This is a genomic window from Paenarthrobacter sp. RAF54_2 (assembly GCF_052113945.1).
Lineage (GTDB): Bacteria > Actinomycetota > Actinomycetes > Actinomycetales > Micrococcaceae > Arthrobacter.
Map to the genome: position 1 here is coordinate 99,299 of NZ_JBFRDV010000016.1, position 21,243 is coordinate 120,541.

17 protein-coding genes are annotated in these 21,243 nt (G+C 60.0%); 7 read left to right on the top strand and 10 right to left on the bottom strand.

Features of this window, described 5'->3' with window-relative positions:
* Window positions 1-9 precede the first annotated feature (9 nt).
* Genes AB4Y87_RS17260 through AB4Y87_RS17285 form a run of 6 tightly spaced genes read left to right on the top strand, consistent with a single transcriptional unit; the run spans window position 10 to window position 7,515 of the window.
* Entirely contained in the window at window positions 10-951 is a 942-nt protein-coding gene (locus AB4Y87_RS17260) for an ABC transporter permease (RefSeq protein ID WP_442005534.1), read from the top strand.
* The gene (locus AB4Y87_RS17265) at window positions 948-2,744 is read left to right on the top strand and encodes a dipeptide/oligopeptide/nickel ABC transporter permease/ATP-binding protein (protein WP_442005535.1); all 1,797 of its coding nucleotides are present in this window, start codon (window positions 948-950) and stop codon (window positions 2,742-2,744) included. Before AB4Y87_RS17260 ends, AB4Y87_RS17265 begins: the two co-directional genes overlap by 4 nt.
* The gene (locus AB4Y87_RS17270; RefSeq protein ID WP_442005536.1) at window positions 2,744-3,607 is read left to right on the top strand and encodes an ATP-binding cassette domain-containing protein; all 864 of its coding nucleotides are present in this window, start codon (window positions 2,744-2,746) and stop codon (window positions 3,605-3,607) included. Before AB4Y87_RS17265 ends, AB4Y87_RS17270 begins: the two co-directional genes overlap by 1 nt.
* Window positions 3,604-4,644, top strand: a complete 1,041-nt coding sequence (locus AB4Y87_RS17275) for a Gfo/Idh/MocA family protein (RefSeq protein ID WP_442005537.1) — start codon at window positions 3,604-3,606, stop codon at window positions 4,642-4,644. Before AB4Y87_RS17270 ends, AB4Y87_RS17275 begins: the two co-directional genes overlap by 4 nt.
* Window positions 4,637-6,493: a beta-glucuronidase gene (uidA, locus tag AB4Y87_RS17280; RefSeq protein ID WP_442005538.1), complete on the top strand. Its 1,857-nt coding sequence runs from the start codon at window positions 4,637-4,639 to the stop codon at window positions 6,491-6,493. Before AB4Y87_RS17275 ends, uidA begins: the two co-directional genes overlap by 8 nt.
* Entirely contained in the window at window positions 6,490-7,515 is a 1,026-nt protein-coding gene (locus AB4Y87_RS17285; protein WP_442005539.1) for an SDR family NAD(P)-dependent oxidoreductase, read from the top strand. The genes uidA and AB4Y87_RS17285 overlap by 4 nt, the downstream gene beginning before the upstream one ends.
* Window positions 7,516-7,568: 53 nt before the next feature.
* On the opposite strand, the gene AB4Y87_RS17290 is transcribed toward AB4Y87_RS17285, so the two are convergent.
* Genes AB4Y87_RS17290 through AB4Y87_RS17315 form a run of 6 tightly spaced genes read right to left on the bottom strand, consistent with a single transcriptional unit; the run spans window position 7,569 to window position 15,769 of the window.
* A complete protein-coding gene (locus AB4Y87_RS17290; protein WP_442005540.1) occupies window positions 7,569-9,884 on the bottom strand; it encodes a beta-L-arabinofuranosidase domain-containing protein in 2,316 nt (771 codons plus the stop codon).
* Window position 9,885: 1 nt separating this feature from the next.
* Window positions 9,886-11,484, bottom strand: a complete 1,599-nt coding sequence (locus tag AB4Y87_RS17295) for an alpha-N-arabinofuranosidase (protein WP_442005541.1) — start codon at window positions 11,482-11,484, stop codon at window positions 9,886-9,888.
* Between the two features lie 31 nt (window positions 11,485-11,515).
* Complete coding sequence (locus AB4Y87_RS17300; protein WP_442005542.1) at window positions 11,516-12,535, bottom strand: LacI family DNA-binding transcriptional regulator; 1,020 nt, start codon at window positions 12,533-12,535, stop codon at window positions 11,516-11,518.
* An 11-nt stretch (window positions 12,536-12,546) separates the two neighbouring features.
* Window positions 12,547-13,461, bottom strand: coding sequence for a carbohydrate ABC transporter permease (locus AB4Y87_RS17305; RefSeq protein WP_442005543.1), 915 nt, complete (start codon window positions 13,459-13,461; stop codon window positions 12,547-12,549).
* Window positions 13,462-14,424 carry a carbohydrate ABC transporter permease gene (locus AB4Y87_RS17310; RefSeq protein ID WP_442005544.1) on the bottom strand — a complete coding sequence of 321 codons (963 nt, stop codon included), beginning with the start codon at window positions 14,422-14,424 and terminating at the stop codon, window positions 13,462-13,464.
* A 1-nt stretch (window position 14,425) separates the two neighbouring features.
* Entirely contained in the window at window positions 14,426-15,769 is a 1,344-nt protein-coding gene (locus AB4Y87_RS17315; protein ID WP_442005545.1) for an extracellular solute-binding protein, read from the bottom strand.
* Window positions 15,770-16,101: 332 nt separating this feature from the next.
* On the opposite strand from AB4Y87_RS17315, the gene AB4Y87_RS17320 reads away from it, so the two are divergent.
* The gene (locus AB4Y87_RS17320; RefSeq protein WP_442005546.1) at window positions 16,102-17,073 is read left to right on the top strand and encodes an AraC family transcriptional regulator; all 972 of its coding nucleotides are present in this window, start codon (window positions 16,102-16,104) and stop codon (window positions 17,071-17,073) included.
* A 96-nt stretch (window positions 17,074-17,169) separates the two neighbouring features.
* Here AB4Y87_RS17320 and AB4Y87_RS17325 read toward each other — a convergent pair whose 3' ends face one another.
* The 4 genes from AB4Y87_RS17325 to AB4Y87_RS17340 form a co-directional block, all read right to left on the bottom strand.
* A complete protein-coding gene (locus AB4Y87_RS17325) occupies window positions 17,170-18,654 on the bottom strand; it encodes a carboxylesterase/lipase family protein (RefSeq protein WP_442005547.1) in 1,485 nt (494 codons plus the stop codon).
* Window positions 18,655-18,692: 38 nt separating this feature from the next.
* Window positions 18,693-19,418 carry an alpha/beta fold hydrolase gene (locus tag AB4Y87_RS17330; protein WP_442005548.1) on the bottom strand — a complete coding sequence of 242 codons (726 nt, stop codon included), beginning with the start codon at window positions 19,416-19,418 and terminating at the stop codon, window positions 18,693-18,695.
* A 139-nt stretch (window positions 19,419-19,557) separates the two neighbouring features.
* Window positions 19,558-20,112: a cysteine hydrolase family protein gene (locus AB4Y87_RS17335; protein WP_442005549.1), complete on the bottom strand. Its 555-nt coding sequence runs from the start codon at window positions 20,110-20,112 to the stop codon at window positions 19,558-19,560.
* Window positions 20,113-20,139: 27 nt separating this feature from the next.
* On the bottom strand, window positions 20,140-21,243 hold a 1,104-nt coding region (locus tag AB4Y87_RS17340), incomplete at its 5' end, for an aldehyde dehydrogenase family protein (RefSeq protein WP_442005550.1).

The following is a 21,243-nucleotide window of genomic DNA, read 5'->3' on the forward strand; positions in this document are numbered from 1 at the left end:
CCGCGGGTCATGATCAGTTACGCCCTCCGACGTCTTGGTGCAGGCATTGTCCTTGCGCTGCTCGTCACCCTCATCACTTTCTTCCTCCTCAGCGGATCCTTGGAATCTGTTGCCCGCGAACGCCTGGGCAGTGCAGCCACTCCAGAATCCCTGAAAGCACTGATGACCCAGCTTGGCTTCGATCGGCCGGCCATCGTCCAATACCTGGACTGGCTCGGCTCGGTACTGACCGGTGATTTCGGTACTTCTCTTTTCACCAGCCAACCAGTAGCGCCTGCCGTTGCTGCGCGTCTGGGCGTCACGCTGTCGCTGGTCGTCACCGCGCTCATCATCACAGTGCTCGTCAGCGTTGCGCTGGGCGTCTGGGCGGCAACCCGAGGAGGACTGGCCGACAAGGTTTCCCAAGGCTTGTCCTTGATAGGTTACGTCGTCCCCGGGTTGCTCATCGCCATAGTCCTTGTGGCTGTGTTCGCCGTGAATCTGAAGTTGCTGCCTGCCACCGGTTTTACTCCCTTTGCCCAGAATCCTGGAAAGTGGGCGGCATCGATCACTATTCCTGTCATTGTGCTTGTCATTGGTGGAGTGGCCAGCATGGCTGCACAGATCCGCGGCACCATGATCGGTGAGCTCAGGAAAGACTACGTCCGTACCCTGCGGACCCGAGGTGTACCGACGGGGTCGATCGTGCTTCGCCACGCGCTTCGGAATGCTGCAAGTCCTGCCCTGACTGTCCTGTCCCTTGAATTTATTCAAATGCTCGGTGGTGCGCTCATCATCGAGAACGTGTTCGCGCTTCCTGGCTTTGGCGCTTACGCATTCAACGCCTCGCTCCAGGGCGATATCCCCATCATCATGGGCATCACTTTGTTCAGCGTCATGTTGGTTGTCACGGTGAACCTCATCACAGACGTAGTGAACGGCTGGCTCAACCCGAAGGCGAGAATCTATTGAGCATCGAAGAACTCAGCGTGACTTCCGGGTTGGCAGCCCCACCCCGGAAGTCTCCGCTACGAAAACTCGCCACCGACCCTCAGGCAGTGATTACTTCGGTCCTGCTACTGGTCATCATCATCCTGGGTCTTCTCACTCCCTGGATCGCCCCGCACGATCCCAATGAGGCACAACTCAATGCGATAAACGCCACACCTGGCACCCCGGGATACCCCCTCGGAGCCGACCAGAACGGGCGTGACATCGCTTCCCGGCTCCTCCATTCAATCAGCACCAGCCTGATCGCAGGCCTGATTGGAGCAAGCGTTGCCCTGGCTATCGGAATAACTTTTGGCCTTATCGGCGRATACTTCGGCCGACGGCTCCGAACCGCGACAGAGTGGGTCTTCAGCCTCATCATGACGTTCCCCGGGCTGCTGCTCCTGATCGTCCTGATGCCCGTGACCAAGGGCGACTACCGGGCAACCATGCTGATCTTTGGAGTGCTGCTCTCCCCCGGGGTCTATCGCATCGTGAGGAACCTGGTCCTTGGCGTGAAGAACGAACTCTACGTCGATGCCGCCCGCGTCTCCGGACTGTCCAACCTTAGAATCCTGGGCCGCCACGTGCTGTTCGCTGTCCGTGGGCCCATCATCGTCGCCGCAGCGTTCCTGATAGGTTCGGCGATCAGCCTGCAGTCCGGCCTGGCCTTTCTCGGCGTTGGGTCCAACCTCGTTCCCAGCTTTGGTGCAATGATCGCCGACGGCTTCACAAACCTTTATGTCGATCCCACCCAATTCATCTGGCCCAGCGTCATGCTCGGCACGCTTACTGCTTCCCTTGTATTGCTCGGAAATTCCCTCCGGGACGCCTTTGAGGGAGCAAAGCTGAAACCATCCAAGGCTTCGGCGCCCAGAACAAATACCCCCAGAGCAATTACCCCCACCACGGACAGCATCCAAGGTTCAGCGGCGGACCTGCTCTCGGTTGACGACCTGGCCATCGCTTACCCCACTCCATCAGGCCAGCTGAGGGAAGTGGTGAAGGGAGTCAGCCTCAGCCTGCGTGCAGGTGAAACCCTGGGCTTGGTGGGTGAATCCGGCTCCGGAAAGACGCAGACCGCGTTTGCCATCCTCGGTGTGCTTCCGCCCGAGGCCGTGATCACACAAGGCGCTATTCAGTTGGATGGCCGCCATCTGATCGGTCTTTCGGAGCAAGGGCTACGCACCCTGCGAGGACGCGAGATCGCGTACATCCCGCAGGAACCCATGTCGAATTTGGACCCCTCCTACACAGTTGGCGCCCAACTCGTCGAAGGCATCCGCGCCTCAGCCCGGATGTCACGCCGGGAGGCAAAGGCGAAGGTGATAGCGCTGCTGGCACGTGTGGGTATCCAAGATCCCCAGCGAACGTTCAATTCCTACCCGCACCAGATCTCCGGCGGAATGGCACAACGCGTCCTCATCGCAGGCGCCGTGGCAAGCCGCCCCAAGCTCCTCATCGCCGATGAACCCACGACGGCACTTGACGTCACAGTCCAGGCCGAAATCCTGGACCTGATACGGGACCTCCAGGCCGAGCTCAACATGGCTGTGTTGCTCGTAACGCACAACTTTGGAGTCGTGGCAGATATCTGCGATCGGATCGCCGTGATGCAGGACGGCCGGGTTGTCGAATCAGGGACCGCGCTGGAGCTCTTCCGGGAGCCGCAACATTCATACACTCAACTGCTTCTGGGCTCCATCCTCGACGAGCACACCGTTCGAACCGACCAGCCTAGGCCTGTCGTGACGGCCACCGGGGGAAAGAACTGATGACAACACCGCTATTGAACGTAAAAGACCTCCGCGTGGCCTTCAAAGGCCGCGGATTCCGGCCCCGGGAGGTGGAAGTCCTGCACGGGGTTTCCCTAACAATCGCGGAGGGTGAGACACTCGGCGTCGTGGGCGAATCCGGATCCGGAAAGACCACCATTGGGCGGGCAGTGCTGGGTCTTGTAAAGCCCAGTGGTGGGCGCATCACCTTCCGGGGTTCTGACATTACCCATGCCACTCCGAAGGAACGCCGTACCCTGTCCAAAGACATCCAGGTAGTCTTCCAGGACCCGTATACCTCCCTCAACCCGTCCCTGACCATTGGTGACACCCTGAGCGAGCCCCTCATCGTCCAGGGAACAAGTGCCACTGAAGCCCGGGCCCGTGTACGCATGCTGTTGGATCAAGTCGGCCTGCCCGGTGACGCAGCCGAACGTTTGCCCCGGGAGTTCAGTGGCGGACAACGTCAACGGGTCGCCATAGCCCGGGCACTTGCGCCGGAACCGAAACTCATTGTCTGCGACGAGCCGGTCTCCGCGTTGGACCTTTCCACACAGGCCCGCGTCATGGACCTTTTCATCGACATCCAGCGGCGCACAGGTGTTGCCTACTTGTTCGTCTCGCACGATTTGGCCGTGGTTCGGCACATCAGCCACCGCGTCAGCGTCGTCTACAGAGGGGACATCGTTGAAACTGGCCGCGCCGACCGGGTAACTTCCACTCCAGAGCATCCCTACACCCAGAGGCTGTTACTCGCAGCGCCCATCGCAGACCCTGTGGAGCAAGAAAAACGCCGGGCAGATCGCCATCGCCTTGCGGAGCTGCACCGGGATCAGCATATCCAAGCAGGAGTGTCGGGATGACGGAAAGAACCGTGGAGGAGACACGGCGTCCCCAAACTCCATTGCGGTGGGCTATCGCCGGGGCCGGCACTATCTCCCGGAGCATAGTGCCGGATTTGCAGCTCTTGCCCGGAGACCACGTGGAAATGATCTTCAGCAGGAACCCGGCGAATGCAGCCAGCTTCGCAGAGGAGTTCGGCCTGGACCGGTGGACCGACGACTTCGATTCCCTTGTCAGGGACCCTGGCGTCGACGTTGTGTACCTGGCGACGCCATTCGCTACTCATGCCGCCATGGCGCGCCAGGCCCTGCTTGCCGGCAAACATGTGGTTGTCGAGAAGCCCATGGCATTGAACGCCGATGATGTGCAAGACCTCTTTGCGCTGGCCGAAAGCCAAGGACTCTTCCTCATGGAGGCAATGTGGATGAAGTTCAACCCGGCATTCCAACACCTTTTCGAGCTACTCCGCACCGGAATCATCGGAAAGCCGTCCAGCCTCCGGGCGGGATTTGGCTTTCCCCTGATCGCCGACGGTGGCAGCAGATGGGACATTGCGCGCAGCGGAGGAACGCTCCTTGATCAAGGGATCTACCCGGTGACATTGGCCCACTCAATCTTCGGTGAGCCAACAGCCATCACGGCCCATGGACGCCTTAGGGCCGACGGGCTGGACTTCGCGGAACATTTCACCCTCGACTTCGCCGGTGGCCAGTTTGCGCAATGCGCGAGTTCAATGACCGAATTCGTCGATCCCTCCGCCGCTATCAACGGCGCCAAGGGCTGGATCACCATCCCAGGCATGTTCTGGACATCCACCACACTCCAGATTCACGCCGGTTCCTGGGAAAAAATGTTCGCCCCTGAACCCATCGATCACGCCCGCGAGGGCAACGGCTACGTCCCCATGCTCAGAGCCGCCAGCGAAGCAATCCGGGCCGGGGAAATCCACCACCCAATACATCCGGCGAAAGACACGATTGCCGTGTTCCGCACCCTGGACACCATCGCCAGCCAGTTATCTCATTGTCAGCCAAGCAGGAGAAAATACATTGCTTAAGCCCCGCCCTTCAATTACCCGAGAACTTATCAACCTGGACGGTCTTTGGCGCTTCGCCCTTGAAGATGCAGACGTTCCCCAGCCTTGGAGAGGCGTCCTGGGGGGCAGACTCGAAGCCCCTGTCCCCTCGAGTTATAACGATCTCTTTGCTGACCAGAAGATCCGGGACCACGTGGGCTGGGTGTGGTACCAGCGGATGGTGCGCGTACCGCGGGGCTGGACCGGGGAAAGGGTTTTGCTCCGTTTGGACGCAGCCACGCACGAGGGCAAGGTCTATGTTGACGACGTCCTGGTAGCCCGGCACGTCGGTGGCTACACGCCCTTTGAAGCAGACATCACCGACCACGTCTCACCCGGAGGTGAATTCAGGCTCACCGTTGGGGTGAACAATGAACTGACCAGTGCCACCATCCCACCTGGCAGCATCAGCGTCAGCCAGGACGGCCGACGCCAACAGACCTACCTGCATGACTTCTACAACTACGCTGGCCTGGCGAGGTCAGTGTGGCTCTACAGCAAGCCAGAACGCCACATCAGCGACATCACCGTTGTTACCGGCGTTATTGGCCGAACCGGCGTCGTCGATTATTCTGTCGAAACCAATCACCAAACGTCGGTCCGTGTCCGGGTCCTAGATGCTACAGGCCAGGAAGTTTCATCGGCAGAAGGCAGCCAAGGAACACTCACTATTGACGACGTCTTGCTGTGGCGACCCGGTGCAGCCTACCTCTACAACCTGGTGGTAGAGCTCCTCGACGGCGAAGACGTGATTGACAGCTATACAGAGCCGTTCGGTGTGAGGACCGTCGAAGTCCGCGGGACCCAGTTCCTTATCAACGGAGAGCCCTTCTACTTTACTGGCTTCGGTAAGCACGAGGACACAGCCGTTCGGGGCAAAGGTCACGACAACGCCTACCTTGTGCACGACTTCCAGTTGCTGGATTGGGTGGGCGCCAACTCGTTCAGGACCTCGCACTACCCCTACGCGGAGGAGGTTCTGGAATTCGCTGACCGCCACGGCATCGTCGTCGTCGATGAAACTGCCGCCGTCGGACTGAACCTGGGGGTCCAGGGAGGGCTGACAGGGGTGGGCCCCAAGCCCACGTTTTCGCCGGACACCTTCAACCACGAAACCCAGGCGGCCCACGCACAGCACCTTCGCGAGGTCATCTCACGCGATAAGAACCACCCAAGCGTTGTCATGTGGAGTATCGCCAACGAACCGGCCTCGAACGAGGACGGGGCCCGGGAGTTCTTCGAGCCGCTCGTCCAGCTCGCCCGTGAGCTCGATCCAACGCGTCCGCTGACGTACGCCGCAGTCATGTTTGCAACCTTCCAGAACGACAAAATCGCAGACCTCTTCGACGTCCTCAGCATTAATCGCTACTACGGCTGGTACATCTTCACAGGGGATCTTAAGACCGCAGAAGATTACCTTGAACGTGACCTCCGCGGCTGGCTGGAGGCCTTCGGCAAACCCATCATGATGAGCGAATACGGGGCAGACACCATGCCCGGACAACACTCCATCTGGGACATGCCTTGGAGCGAGGAGTACCAGCAATCGTTCCTCGCCATGAACCACCGCGTCTTTGACAGGATCGACGGCTTCGTAGGTGAACACGTCTGGAACTTCGCCGACTTCCAAACGTCGAACGGGATCCACCGCGTGGACGGCAACCGTAAGGGCGTTTTTAGCCGGGACAGAAAACCAAAAGCGGCAGCTCACACCCTGCGTGCCCGGTGGACTGATCTCAACGGTGCCAAGCCCGCCCCGGACGAATCAGAAGTTCCCGAAAACGCAACAACCGAGCTCAATCCAGCACCGGCCCTCGAAGGAGCAAAATGACCAACAACATCAAAGCACTGACCGGCTCGCGTCCTATTCGGGAATGGCTCGCCCATCCCGCTGGCGGTCCCCTCCTTCGGGGAATGCTTAACGAGGCCGGACAGGACGAATCAGCCCTGAAACCCATCGATCACCTTGCCCTGCAACAGCTCGTTGAACTCGGTGGCGGACAGTTCCCGCAGTCCCTGCTTGATCATCTGGTGAGGGAAGCAAATGGTGGAATCGAACCCGAGGAGGACGCTGAGGAGATCGACGACGCCCTGTGGCAGGAACGCATCACCGACGGCAGATTCCTGGGCAAGACTGTCATCGTCACGGGCGCCGGCTCCGGGATCGGCCGCGCCACTGCTTCCAGGATTGCCCGGGAAGGGGGAAGGGTGATTGCCGTAGACATCGCAGCTGCCCGGCTCGACTCACTGGCGATGGATCACCCGCAGGCTGACGTGGTAACAGTGCAGGCCGACATCACCAAGGATGAAGACATTCTGAGGATTGTTGAAGCGGCTGGAGACCGGATATATGCCTTGGCAAACGTCGCCGGAATCATGGACGACATGACCCCCTTGCACGAGGTGGCCGATGACGTCTGGAACCGGGTATTCGCGGTCAACGTCGACGGAATGTTCCGCCTGACCCGCGCCGTACTACCGGCCATGCTGGCTGCCGGACGCGGTTCCATCGTGAACGTTGCCTCCGAAGCCGCGCTCCGCGGCAACTCTGCAGGGCTCGCGTACACCGCGTCCAAACACGCAGTTCTCGGAATGACCCGCAGTACTGCCTTTATGTACGCGCCCCAGGGAATCCGCGTCAACGCAGTCGCCCCGGGCCCGGTTGCAACAGGCATCGAGGCCACCTTTGGCTCGGAGCTCGGGGCGAACCGGTTGGCTCCGTTCATGCAGATAATCCCACCTGTTGCTGTGGCCTCGCAGCTGGCTGCCTCCATCACGTTCCTCCTCAGCGAGGACGGAACCAACATCTCCGGCGCCGTCCTGCCATCGGACGGTGCGTGGTCGGTCCAGTAAGAAAAGCCCTTGGGGTTCCTCACTGCAGATGATGCAGTGAGGACCCCAACTTTTCAGGCCAACGAATCCGCGGCATCGGTCAAGAGCAGCAGGCGCCTTAGCCTTGGCATCGTGTGGCCCGGCCGAGGAGCAATGACCAGCCGGGCCTCCGAGCTGCCGTTGCTGTTGAACTGAATCTCACTGGTACCGTCCGGCCCTTGCCTGACTGTTGCTGCCGTCCCGTTGTCTGCCCCGGAGAGAAGGAACGATTCCTGATCCTCCCCCGGCACGCTTTCAATGCGAAGGCTCGTGCCGATCATCGTCCAGTCACGCAGCACCAGTGTGAGCGGCTCCTTGGGGCGCAGCCAGTGTGCCCCGTCGGGTGTCATTCCACGCTCAGCATGCTGGGCGCTAACCTCATGATCAAGTTCAGGCTGCTGTTCCCCGAAGGTGACCCCGTCCACTACCCGTGCTTCCAAGGCGGTAGATGCCCTGTCTTGCTCCGCCAACTTCCCCTGGATTTCGGTGATCTGCATTCCGTCCTGAGCCATAGGCCAAGAGAGCCTGTACCGGGCATCGTGGATCCTGTGCAGAGGCTTTAGCGTCAGCCTCTGCCCATCCGAGGCGAGAACCGAGAGCTCTTCGCCCCCTTCGGAGTGCGTTTCCAGCCCACTGGCAAGCAGAACAGGCGTCTCAGCCAGCGGCCTGAGCGGCCCTGAAGCGATGTGGGCGGCCCTGGCCCCCGTTGCCCGGTAATGCAGTCCATTGTCCGGGATCTCTTCGGCAAGGACCGTGGGTCCGTATCTGATCCAGGCCCATGGGGAATCATCCGCGGCCCGCACCATCTGCAGTTCACGGTCCAGACTTAGCAGAATCTCCTCCGTCCCGTCCCACACGCGGCGCAGTCGCCACCAACCCGCTTCTTCCTCGAGCCTGCCGCCGTCGATCCTGCCGCCGTCGCCCAGTGTGGCCTTGGCGCCTCGCGCCCATTGCGGTAGGCGGATGGCGAGGGTGAATTCCCGCGGCTCCTCCACTCTCACGCGGACGGAGGCGGTGTTCCCTGAGGGTAAGGCCGAGTCAATGGTGACCCGGACGCCCTGCTCCATCCAGTTCAGTTCCGTGGCCAAAAGCCAGCTGATACGGAGTTCGTCGCCATCAGCGACGTACACGTGCGCAGCATGCTTTGCGTGAGCCTCGTACCCGGAGCCCATACAGCACCAAAAGCCGTCCTGTTCCGGCGAATACATCCGGTAGTGGCCCGGACGATGGGAAGTGAAGTAGACCAGGCCACCGTGCCCAGGGTGCTGCGTGGATAGCACATGGCTGCACTGAGTGACCTCGATGTAGTCCAGGTACCGGTCCTCTTTATCCAGGAGATAAAGCTCGGCTGCCAGCTTGACCATGTTGTAGCTGTTGCAGCTCTCAGGGCCCTCCCGGCCGAGGAACATTGGCGAGAAGTCGTCCCTGCGGTGAAAATGCTCCCGAACACTGTTGCCGCCAATGGCGCTGCTGCGCCACGCAACGACGTCGTCGAAAAAGTCTCGGGCGGCCTGCCCGATGCGCGCGGTCGCTGCATCTTCCAACCCCAGTTGGCGGGCGGCCCTGGCAATTGCGGCGTAACCCACCACGACGGGAATTTGCGTGTTGGCGTGAAGGCCCGCAAGTGAGTCCTGCGGTATTTCGCCCGGCAAAGCCAGCACCCGGGTTATCAGCTCTTCCCGAATGAACCTCATGGACAGCTGAAGGTAGCGCCCATCCTGCCGGAGAAGCGCCAGGCGGGCGAACGCTTCAGTAAGTCCGCCGAACTCGGTCTGCATCATGAGCTCGAGTGCTTCCTGGTCCAGTCGGTCGATGGTTTCCAGCCACCAATTGGCCAGTTCATCCAGGATCTGGTCCGCCTCCACGGAGGGAACATTCCATGCGACATCCACCAAGCCCGCCAGCGTCTTGTGCAGGTTATACAGGGGAACCCAGCGCCCGTTGAGCTCAAAGGGAGAGGCTCTAATGTCTCCCTGAATGAGCTCGTCCCAGAGCTGCCGCCCTTGAGGTACGCCGCCCAAGTATCCTGTGCCGGAGGCCTGCTGCACTTCCCGCAGTCCGGACAGCAGGCTTCCAAGCATCTTCTCCAGGCGTGGGTCACCGTCCCCGGCTACAGCGTGGGCAAGCGCTGACAGGACGTGCCCTGCCGTGTGGCCGTTGAGTCCCGTCGATTCCCAACCGCCGTAGAGCTCCGCCGTAGCCGGAAGGCCCGCTTCGACACGGAAGGGCGCCAGAAGACGATCAGGATCCAGACGCAGCAGTGCTTCACGGTTCACACGCTGGGCTTCAGCAAAGACGCCCTCGCGAAGCCGAATTTGGCTGAGGGGGCGGTAATCAAACGTCATGGTCATCTCAACAGTTCAAGCAGGGCTTGCTGCCCGTGGTGGGGCTGGACGTCGCGGCCGCTGCAGCAGTGACTACAGGGACCTGACCAGACAGTGTTCCCCGAACGGTCGCGAAAGAGTGGGCTGGAAGACGCAGTACCAACTGGCCCTCGCGTTCTTCAACTTCTAGGAAGCGCGGCGTGACGGCGTCGGGGTGTGCGGGCGCGTTGAACGCTGAAACTTTGTCGCCGGAAAGCACGAGTGCTTCCACCTGCTCCAGGGAGCCGCCGCGAAGGTCCAGCACCACCTCGCTTTCGTCCTCCAGTTCCAGGTTGGCCATGGAGATCAGAACCTGGCCATCTTTGGTGCTGGCGGAGGCAGTGAACGTGGGGACCTGCTCCCCCTCCAGCGTGTGCGAGCCGTCAGAGTCAAGGTGGGTGTGCAACACGGTGGCATCCTGATGCCCTGCGTTCATGGCGAACACGTGGAACGTGGGCGTCTTTACGAGCGCTCCGCTCTCTGGATCCGTGAGCAGCATGGCTTGCAGGACATTTACCGTTTGGGCGATGTTCGCCATGACCAGCCGGTCTGCATGATGGTGAAAGGAGTCAAAGTGGATTGCTGCCACCAGGGCGTCGCGGATGGTGTTCTGTTGATAGAGGAAGCCCGGGTTGGTGCCGGGCTCTACGTCCCACCATGTGCCCCACTCGTCCAGGACCAACCCCACCGCCTTGTGCGGATCGTAGACGTCCATCATGGTGGAGTGCGCAGTCAGCAGGGTCTCAATGTGATGGGCGGCCTTGACCGTCTTCCAGTACTCTTCCTCATTGAATTCCGTGGCGGAGCCTTTGCTGTCCCAGTGACCGGACATCGTGTAGTAGTGGAGCGAGACACCTTGATATGGGGAGCTCTTGCGGCCTGGCCCGCCCTTGTCATGAAGTGCTTCCATCAGGGCTTTGGTCCATGCCACATCGTCGTCGTTGGCGCCGGCTGCTATCCGGTAAACATCGTTGCCGTTGTGGGAGCGGACAAAGGTGCTGTACTGCCGGGCCAAGTCTGCGTAGGCCTCAGCCCGGAAGTTGCCACCGCATCCCCAAGGTTCGTTGCCGATGCCGAAGAAGGGGACTTTCCAGGGCTGGTCGCGTCCGTTCTGTCGCCTCAGGCGAGCCATAGGTGAATCATCGGCGCGGGTGAGGTATTCGATCCATTCGCTCATTTCCTGGACCGTGCCGGAACCCACATTGCCGTTGACGTAGGCGTCCGCGCCGAGCATTTCGCAGAGGTCCATGAACTCATGGGTGCCAAACGAATTGTCTTCTACGACATCGCCCCAATGGGAATTGACCATCACGGGGCGCTGCTCACGAGGGCCGACGCCGTGACGCCAATGGTATTCATCGGCGAAGCAACCGCCGGGCCAGCGAAGATTTGGGATGCGCAACTCGCGCAGGGCTTCCACCACGTCATTCCGGATGCCACGGGTGTTGGGTATTTCGCTGTCCTCCCCCACCCAAAAACCACCGTAGATGCAACGGCCCAAATGTTCGGCGAAATGACCGTAGATGTGACGGCTGATGGTGGGACCCGCAATGTCCAGATTGACGACGAGCCGGGGCGAAGATGCCATGGTCAAGATTTCTCCAAAGTCTATGTGTGATTCAGCTGGTTGATTCCCGGACGATGAGCCGGAAAGGGGCCACGAGCTCGCGCCCGGGGCGGGGGGAACGGTCTTTAATCCGTTCGGTGAGAAGGGAGAGTGAGGACCGGACCATCCAGTCATGGTCCGGTGCGATGGTGGAAAGGGACGGAACGGAAAATGCTGCCTGCTGGACGTCGTCGAAACCGATGACCTTCACGTCCTCCGGAACCCGCAAGCCGGCGTCCTTAAGACCTCGAATCACCCCGAAGGCGACCGCATCGGTAACGGCTACCACGCCGTCGAATTCAATACCGTCGTGGACCAGCTTCTTGATGCCATCAGCGGCATGCTCCATGCTGGGTTGATCCATGGGCACGTGCAGCGAGGGGTCGTCGGTGAGTCCTGCGTCCGCCAAGCCCTGTCGGTAGCCCTTAAGACGATCCAGTACAACATTGTGGAGCTCGGTTTCGGGAGAGTAGTTACTCGCCCACGCGATGCGTTGGCACCCTTGCTCCACCAGATGTGCGGTGGCCGCCTTGGCTCCTTCTGCGTTTGGCATCACCACGTGATCAACGGCATCGCCGTATATCTTTTCGCCGAGGAGGACCAGGGGTATGGACTGGTTCAGAAGGCTGGCTTCCTCCGGCCCCAGTACCAGTGCAGAGAGAATCAGGCCGTCGTATTCCAGATTGCGCGACATTGCGACGGCGTCGAGTTCGTCTTCGATGTGCAGACCGGTCTGCTCAACGGCCACGCGGTATCCGAGCTCGGCGGCCTGGGCAACAACCCTGCCACTGAGCTCACCGAAATAGGCGTGGCTGAGGGCAGGAACCGCCAACCCGATCACCCCGGTGGTCCCGGTGCGCAAAGTCCTTGCAGAACGGTTCATGACGTAACCGCTCTCCTCCACTGCCTCCAGGACACGCCTGCGGATATCCAGATTTACAGACCGCCGGCCGTTCACGACGTTGGATACCGTCATTGTTGACACTCCTGCCAGCCGCGCTACGTCAGACATCGTGACCATTGCAGACCCCATTTCCACAAAATTTATTTGATGCCGGCAGAACTAAAACTTTGCGTGTAGCGCTGCTGGACGAAGAAGAAGACCAGAACTACAGGTATCACGTAAAGGATGGATCCTGCGGCTATGAGGTTGTTTAGTGGGAAACCCCTTTCATTGACGTACCCGGATGACAACGCAACTGCCAAGGTGGTGTTGCTCTGATCCAAGAGAAGGTTGGGAGCTATGAAATCGCCCCAGACCGCCAGGAATGACATGACGAAGGCGGTGACGACGATCGGTTTGGAGATAGGAAGAAAGATCCTGGTGAATATGCGGAATTGTCCGCACCCGTCCAGGATGGCCGCCTCCTCCAGTTCCTTGGGAAGGCCGGCAAAGAACTGACGGTAGAGGAAGATCAGATAGGGAGATCCCACCAATCCCCAGATCACCCAAGGCCAGTAATTCCCCACAAGTCCCACCTGCGAAAACAACAGATAGGTGGGAATGAGTGTCACGATGCCGGGCATCATCATCATGGCGATGAGTACTCCGAAAAGAATTCCCTTTCCCGGCCCGCGGAGCCTGGCAAAACCGTAACCGACCAGTGCCGAAGACAGCGTAGTAAGGACTCCGTTGACCGTGGCCAGGAACAGGGAGTTCAGCATGTATGGAAGAAAGGGGATCCTCGTTAGTGCCTCTACGAAGTTCTCGATGTGCGATGGGAGCGGCCACAGAACGGCGATCCCTGAGTACAACTGCTCAGGCGATTTGAATGCCGTGGCCAGCACCCAGTACATGGGAAAGGCAACAAGGGCCGTGATGAACACGAGGACGGCCGTGACCAGAATGGTCGAGCGTCGCCGAATGCCCGATCGGCTTCGCGTGCCCCGCTCATGACCAGGTGACTGCACCGGGTAGGGACACGCCCGTTTGGATGACTGCAGTTCCTTGAGGGTCATCTACTTCCCTCCGTCGCTGGAAGGATCCACGGAATAGAACACAGTCTTGCGGCTCGCACGGAAGAACAAGACAGTAACCACCAGGATGGCCAGGAAGAACAGCCACAACATCGCTGAGGCATAACCGTAGCGGGAGTAGGCAAAGTACTGTGCATAGACGTCGATCATGAAAATCCTGTTGGCTTCGGGAACCGCCGTGACAGCAGCTGCGCCAGTGGTCGGGGAAAGCAAAAGGGCGGGAACGAAAGTTTGCAGAACGCCGATGGTCGAAGTCACGGTCTGAAAGAGGAGCACTGGCGAGATGGTGGGAAGTGTCACTGCCGTGAACCGGCGCCAAGGTCCGGCTCCATCCAACGTTGCCGCCTCCAAAAGCTCCGGGGAAACATCCTGCAACGCGGCGAGGTTGATGATCATGCCGGCACCAATGCCCCAAAGCATCACGGCGAGCAGGACCACGAACACTTGCTGCCCCGTCATCCAGTTCACGGCGTCCTGCCCGAACCAGGCACGGACAGCGTTGATAGCGCCCGAATCCCGGTCAAACACCAGTTTCCAACTCAGTGCCGAGGCCACTGGCGGGAAGACGGCGGGGAGGTAGATCATGGTTCGCCAGAAAGACCTCAGGCGAACCTTCTGGTTCAGCAGAATGGCAAGCCCGAGGCTGCCCGCCACTGTCAGAGGCACTACAACAACGGCCAGCACTGCAGACCGCGACATGCTCGCCCACGTTTCAGGGTCACCCAGGACATCGAGATAGTTCTGCGCACCCACCCAGCGAAAACCCGGGCTCACGCCGTCCCAGTCGGTCAAGCTGACACCCAGGGCGTAGGCGAGCGGAAAGATCGTGAGCAGGACGGTGCCGATGAGCCAGGGCGAGATGAAGAGGTAGAAAGCCCGGCTACGCCGCTTAGTCAATGGGCTGCCCCGCCGTACGGGACGGGCAACGCTTAGCGTCGAAGCCATGTCAACCGCCGATACGCGAAACACCCTCGGCGAGGAGTGCGTTGCATTTGGTGTTGACTTGATCGGCGAACTGCCCGGCCGTCAGGGATCCCTGGACCAGCTTGGGGAACTGCTCCGAAACTGCAGCTGTCAGCGCCGTGACGGTTGCGTATGGGGAAAAGCTCAACACCTTGGCGTATTTGTCCTCGGCCGTCTGGGTTTCCAGAGCTGACTTCTGGTACGCCTCCTTGACAGGAAGGCTGGAACGAAGGTTTTTCATGACGGGGAGACCACCACCGGTTGCTGCACGGTCCTTTGCGGGCTGCCCGGCAGTGAACCATTCGAGGAAGGCGAAGCCTCCGTCTGGATTTTTGGCCTTGGCGGGAATCCAATGGCCTGTGGCGCTGGTGGTGGGGCTTACCCGCTCCTTGCCCAACAAGGGCGCAGGTGCCATACGGGCAAAGTCGGGCGCCTTCGTGTCGCCGGACACGACGCCGGTCAGCCAGTATCCGGCACTCTGCATGGCCTGCCGGCCTGAACTGAACGGGGGCCAGTCCCAGCCGTCGGGGTTGGGATCCAGGAGTGTGTAGCCAGCTTTGGCTTTCGCTACATCTGCCAGCCAGCCGACGGCCTTCTGAGCCTCGGGCGAACTGAAGTCCACCTTCTTCAAATCTTCACTGAACAGCGAGACTCCGGTTGTGGCGAGCATCCCTTGAAGGAACGCCACATCCGGTGCTGTAGCGAACAAGCCATAGCGGGAAGACTTACCGCCGGAGGATGAGGTCATGCTCTTGGCAACGTCCAGCAATTCGTCGTAGGTGAACGGATTGGCACTGTCAGGGACCCGGGCACCCACTTCCTCGAAAACGGACTGGTTGTACCAGAACATCATGTCCAGGCTCCAATCCTTGGTCAGTCCGTAGGTGCTGCCGCTGCCCTGCCGGGTACCGTCCCACTTCCACACATCATTGATTGCTTCGAGGTCGCCCGAGTGGATGAGGGAGCTGCCGGAAAGGTAGTCGTCCAGCGGTTTCGCAATCTTTCGGGAAGCCAGATACGGAGTCACTTGGGCACCAGCGCCGCGGACCAGGTCCGGGGGTGTGCCGGCAGCGAGCATTGCGTTGAGGCGGGTCTCGTCGTACTTGATAAACGTGATGGGAGCATCGGCGTTGAGTTGCTGCCAGGCGGAAATCACGTCCTTGGTGATCTCACCATCGTTGCCCATGATGGTCAGTGCACCCTTGCCGGAAGAGCTGCCTCCTGCTGGGCTCGACGTGTTGACCTTGCAGCCACTAAGAGCTGCGGCTGCCACACCGGCGGCCGTGAGGCCGAGGAATCCCCTGCGATTAATGGGTTGGATTTTCATAAACTGCGCACCTTCCTTGCTACGCGTACATGCCCAGCGAAAGGCTAGGCATGTAACGATAAACGGGAGATCCGGATGCATCACGAGAAAGTGTGCTTTAGGATGCGTTTATCGTTACACGAGGCTGTGGAAGCGTCAAGACTTTTTCCCAACTTCGTTTCCTGTTACGGGCTGTGAACTGCGCATGCCAGGGCGTCCCGAACCGACCGCGATGGCAGACATAATATATTGAATCCATGACGATAATCACATAAACTCGATATACCTTCGGCGCTACTCCGGCAAGCCCGTATCGGGACTATCGACCCAAATCGAAAACTTTGGAGCACTTGATGCATACCCACGGGCTTGGTACAGGAGGTACTCCCCTCGTCCTGGACACGCACGACCCCTCTGAGGCTCGCGAGGCACTCAGTAACGCATACTGCCCCCACATCCTGACTGTTTCCCAGCCCCGGGACTTCCATGCTGTCCAGGAAGAGGTCACATTAGGCCCTCTTTCCATCCACAGGCTGAGTTACGGATCGGAGGCGTCTGTGGATGCTGAACCGCTCGCCTCATGGATCTTGATCAGCATGGTGCTCAAAGGCCGGCTGGCCGTAAGTTCGGGCGGCGCTGAACGTATTCTGACGTCAGGGCAGACGATTGTCTTGGACTCGTATCGAAACTTCAGGCTCGTATTTGGGGTGAACTCCCAGCTCCTCACCTTCCGGTTTGACCGTGCATACGTGGAAGAGGCCCTGCATGATTTACGGGGTGACAAAACAACGCCCCGGGTACGGTTTGGCTTGCAAGGGCCCAAGTCTTTGCGGGCCGCTGCCACTTGGAATGCAGTATCGTCACTGCTGGTTCGGGAGTCCAATGCGAACACTTCCGGCGCCCGCTATCCCTTATTGCAAGACCAGCTGATCCGTACCGCCGTCGCCGCCCTCGCAGATACCCACCCGCTGGCGATCGACGCCAGGGAGGTGGTTGGCTTGCAAGCTGACTCAGCCGCTGTCCGTCGGGTCATGGCGATAGTTGAGGCCCGGCCGGAGTATCAATATCAAGTAGCCGACCTCGCAAAGAGTTCAGGGTTGGGTGTCAGGGCGCTTCAGGAGGCTTTCCGGAACCAGCTGGGGACAACTCCCATCGGATTCATTAGAGACGTGCGGCTTCGCAGGGCCCACGACGACCTCCTGTCGGGCCGGGGCACGACAGTTGCAGAAGTGGCAGACCGTTGGGGATTCTCAAACTTGGGCAGGTTCGCCGCGCAGTATCGGGAACGCTACGGATTCCCGCCATCCGCTACGCTGCGGCGCTGACGTCTCGCCTATGACAATTGGCGAGTGCTGGAATGACAAGGGGAGCGCCCTCACCATTCCAGCACCCGCCGGTCAGATCCTGACGAAGGAGGGACCCTACGCGGGACGTGACCCATCAAGGCTCTGCCAGGGTCTTCCAACCTCGGTGCCGACCCGGATGTTTTGGTCAATCAGAAGCAGTTCGCCCTGTTCAGAGGTGTATTTCGGCCAGGCAAAACCCTCATGCTTTGGGTCTCCCGCAACAGCAAAGGAAATGAAAGCCTTATGCATTGACGTCCCGATCCTCTCAAAGACAACTTCCTCGATGCCCTGAATAAATCCTGCCCCCGACCATTTATCGACATTGTTGAACGTAAATGGTAGGTCCAAGCAATGAGTCGCGCCCAGCCTGCCGTCAAATGCCGGCGAATCGAGTCGGAACTCATACGCGTACACCGGAGCGTCTACAGCCCGTTTTTCCACCAAGTCCAGCGCGCTCCGCCTGAAGAGGTTGTCACTGATAACACCGGAAAGCACCTCCTGTGGGGTGCGTCGTCCCGAGCTGAGGTAGGCCTGATAGATGGTCAGCGCCTCCTCGCCCTCACCGCCCAACCAATCCAACACCTGGGACTGGCTTGTATCTGCATACTGGGGATCCAACGCGAACGCGAAACTAGCCTCATCTTCGGTCCAGCCGACCAGCAGCTCAACGTCAGATTCCGCCAGCGCCTGCAGTGGATGAACCGGGATACTGTCCTCGTCGATAACCGGCAGGAATGCCAGCGGCCAATTTCCAAACGCCGCGTTGTCCATCAGTACTCCCAGGGAGCCCTCAATGAGACGTTCCCCTGGCTCATTCCTTAGCGCTTCGACGTCGTCGTGGCCGAGCAGGGTGGCGAGTTTCCGGGTGCGCCCGAATGCCTCCGAAGGTGTTTGAAACTCGATGCCCAGGGGGATGCTTTGCAGTATCGCCCGATGAAAAAGGCCACGGGAAGTGGGGTGCTGTACAAGTCCTCCTATTGAGAGGGCACCACCTGATTGACCGAGGAGAGTGATGGCGTTGGGGTCACCACCGAATGCTGCGATGTTATCTACAATCCAGCGCAGGGCAACGGCTTGGTCATCGAGCCATAGGTTCTCGCGGTCACCCATCCCGGACAGGTACCCCAGGGCACCGAGCCGGTAGTTGATCGTAACAACCACCAAGTCGCCGTTTTTCGCAAAAGTATCGCCAGCGTAGTAGGGAATATTCCCAGAACCGATGAGCAGTCCGCCACCGTGAATCCAGACCAGGACCGGCCTCCGCTTGTCATCGGCAGAGGGCGTCCAAATATTTAGACTGAGGCAATCTTCATCGAACGGTGGAGACCCGTGCTCCCCCAAAATAGGCGATCCGCCGGGGACAAATGGCTGGAGCGCCGACGGTCCATAATTTTCAGCGCTCCTTATCCCCGCCCACCCCTCGTGAGGGCGCGCAGATTGCCACCGCAGATCGCCGATTGGGGGTGCGGCGTAAGGAATTCCGCGAAAGACACTCAGGCCTTCTTCGAAAACGCCCACGACATCGCCGTACGACGTTGTAACTACAGGTGAATTACTCACGGTTACCGCTTTCATATTGTTGGAACCACGAAGTGGAATCAGTCCTGCCCGGCATCCACAATTTTGGCGGCCAGCAATTCGGGGTTGGTAAAGACGACTTCGTGACTCCCCGGCATTTGGACCAGTCGGTGAAGCCCAAGCCGGCTGGACATCCGCGGATGCCAGCCCCATTCTCCAGGAGGCAACGCAGTGTCTTCGGTCCCGTTGAGGTAGCTCTTGGGAATTGCAGACTGGTAGAAAGCGGTGAGGTCCAGCTGGTCAGCGAAGGGCTGGAAGGGTTCTGGAGACAACAATTCGAAAGTAGATTCCGCGAGTTTCAAGTCCGCGTCCTGAATGAATGCATCACGCCAGATTGAAAACGGCAGCGCTACCGTATTGTCGTCAGAACCGGCAGCCAGCGAGCTGAAAAGTTGGCGGTAGTGTGGGGGCACTTCGTCAAGCAGAGAATTCCCCGGCTGCGGAACGAATGCGTTCCAAAAAATGAGCCGTCGCAGCCGCTCTGGGATCTCTTCCGCGACTCGCGCAATTACTGTGCCGCCGAAACTGTGGCCTAAGAGAACCACGTCCGTCAGCTCATTGTCCGTAATGAACTGAACTACAGACTGCACGCAATCGTCGTGGTTCACTTCCTTATTGACGCCGATGCCGTGGCCGGCGAGAGTGGGACCGTAGGCCCTGTGTCCAAGGGATTCCAGATGCTCGATGACGGAATCCCAAGAAGCTCCGTCGTGCCATGAGCCGTGAACGAGAACGAATGTTGTCATAACTTCTCCTGTAATAGCAGCGATTTTTCACCGCCGTATATTGATTGGATGACGACAATCGTATGAACTCTATATCGCTCCGGCTACCCCGATAACGCATTCCTTGGCCAATAAACGATCCAGACTAAAAGTCCTGACGCTACAGCTGGAGCAGGGTTTCGCTTTTGACCACGTTGATCATCGGCGACAGCAGCTGCATGAGGTTGAGCGCCTGATCGTGCGCGTCGTCGTTTTGTCCCGCGCACGCGTCCTGGACCACAGTGACAAACCGGCCTGCGTCCGCGGCACCAAGGGCCGTGGCGAGGACGCAGCAGTCGGTTGCCACACCTGTCAGGATGAGCTCTCCGCCCACAGGGATTCGATCGGCYATCGCATCGCCCCACTTGGTGAATGTTGGAAGATCAATGGAGCTTGGGGCGTCGACGCCCGGAAGCGCGAGATCCCAAAGGTGATCCTCGGGTTCCCGGCGCATGCTTGACCACCGGTCGTAATAGGACAACCACGAACCCGGTTCTGTCGTGTCTGGGACGAATCGGGTGGTTATTGGTTGAAATCCTGCCCCTGCCAGCCGTGCGATGGTCTGGGCCGCTTCGTCGTACCGCGGGATGTGCCAGTCCCCCACTTCACGGAAGGCGCGCTGCATGTCGATAATGACCAGCTGGCCTTTTGCTGCGCTGGTTGAAGCTCCTCGCATGGGGCTATTCACGGTTTCTCTGCCTTCTTAGTCCGAGTAGGGGTCGGCGATGCCGATGTATTGGGTGGTGGTGTATTCGGCGATGCCTTCGGATCCGCCTTCACGGCCGAGGCCTGATTGTTTGACCCCGCCAAAGGGTGCTGCGGCGTTGGAGATGACGCCGGCGTTGAAGCCGACCATGCCGAACTCGATCTGCTCAGCGACACGGAGGAGCCGGTTGAAATCCTTGCTGTAGAGGTAGGACGCGAGCCCGTACTCGGAGGCGTTGGCCAGGCGGATGGCGTCCTCTTCGCTAGTAAAGGTGGTGACGGGGGCGACAGGGCCGAAGATTTCCTGGCCCAGGATCGCTGCGTCGTTGGGAACGTTGGCCAGGACGGTGGGCTGGTAGAAGTAGCCGGGTCCGTCCACGGGCGCACCACCCGTAACTGCAACAGCTCCGGCGTCGACGGCGGCACTCACCAAGGCGTGCACATCCTCCCGGGCCCCGGCGTCGATCAGCGGACCAACCTGGGTGGCGGGGTCGGTGCCGCGGCCGGTCACCAAAGCGCCCATGGCAGCGGCGAACTTGGCCGTGAACTCCGCAGCGACCGAGGAATGGACGAGGAACCGGTTGGCGGCGGTGCAGGCTTCGCCCATGTTCCGCATCTTCGCCGCCATCGCCCCTTCCACGGCGGCATCGAGGTCTGCGTCGTCGAACACGATGAACGGGGCGTTCCCGCCGAGCTCCATGGAGGCCCGCAGGACGTTCTGAGCGGCGTCGGCCATCAGCCGCTTCCCCACTGGAGTGGATCCGGTGAAGGAGATCTTCCGCAACCGTGAATCCTTCAACAGCGGCCCGGAGATCCCCGACGCACTGGAGGAGGCGACGACGTTCAAGACTCCGGCGGGCAGGCCGGCGTCGAGCATGGTCTTTGCGAAGTACTGGGCCGTCAGGGGTGTGAGCTTGGCGGGTTTGAGGACCATCGTGCAGCCTGCCGCGACAGCGGGGGCGACCTTGCGGGTGGCCATCGCCAGCGGGAAGTTCCACGGGGTGATCAGCAGGCAGGGTCCGACGGGTTTGTGCTGGACCAGGATCTTGTTCTTGCCTTCGGGCGTGGTGAGGTACCGGCCGTAGTCGCGGACGGTTTCTTC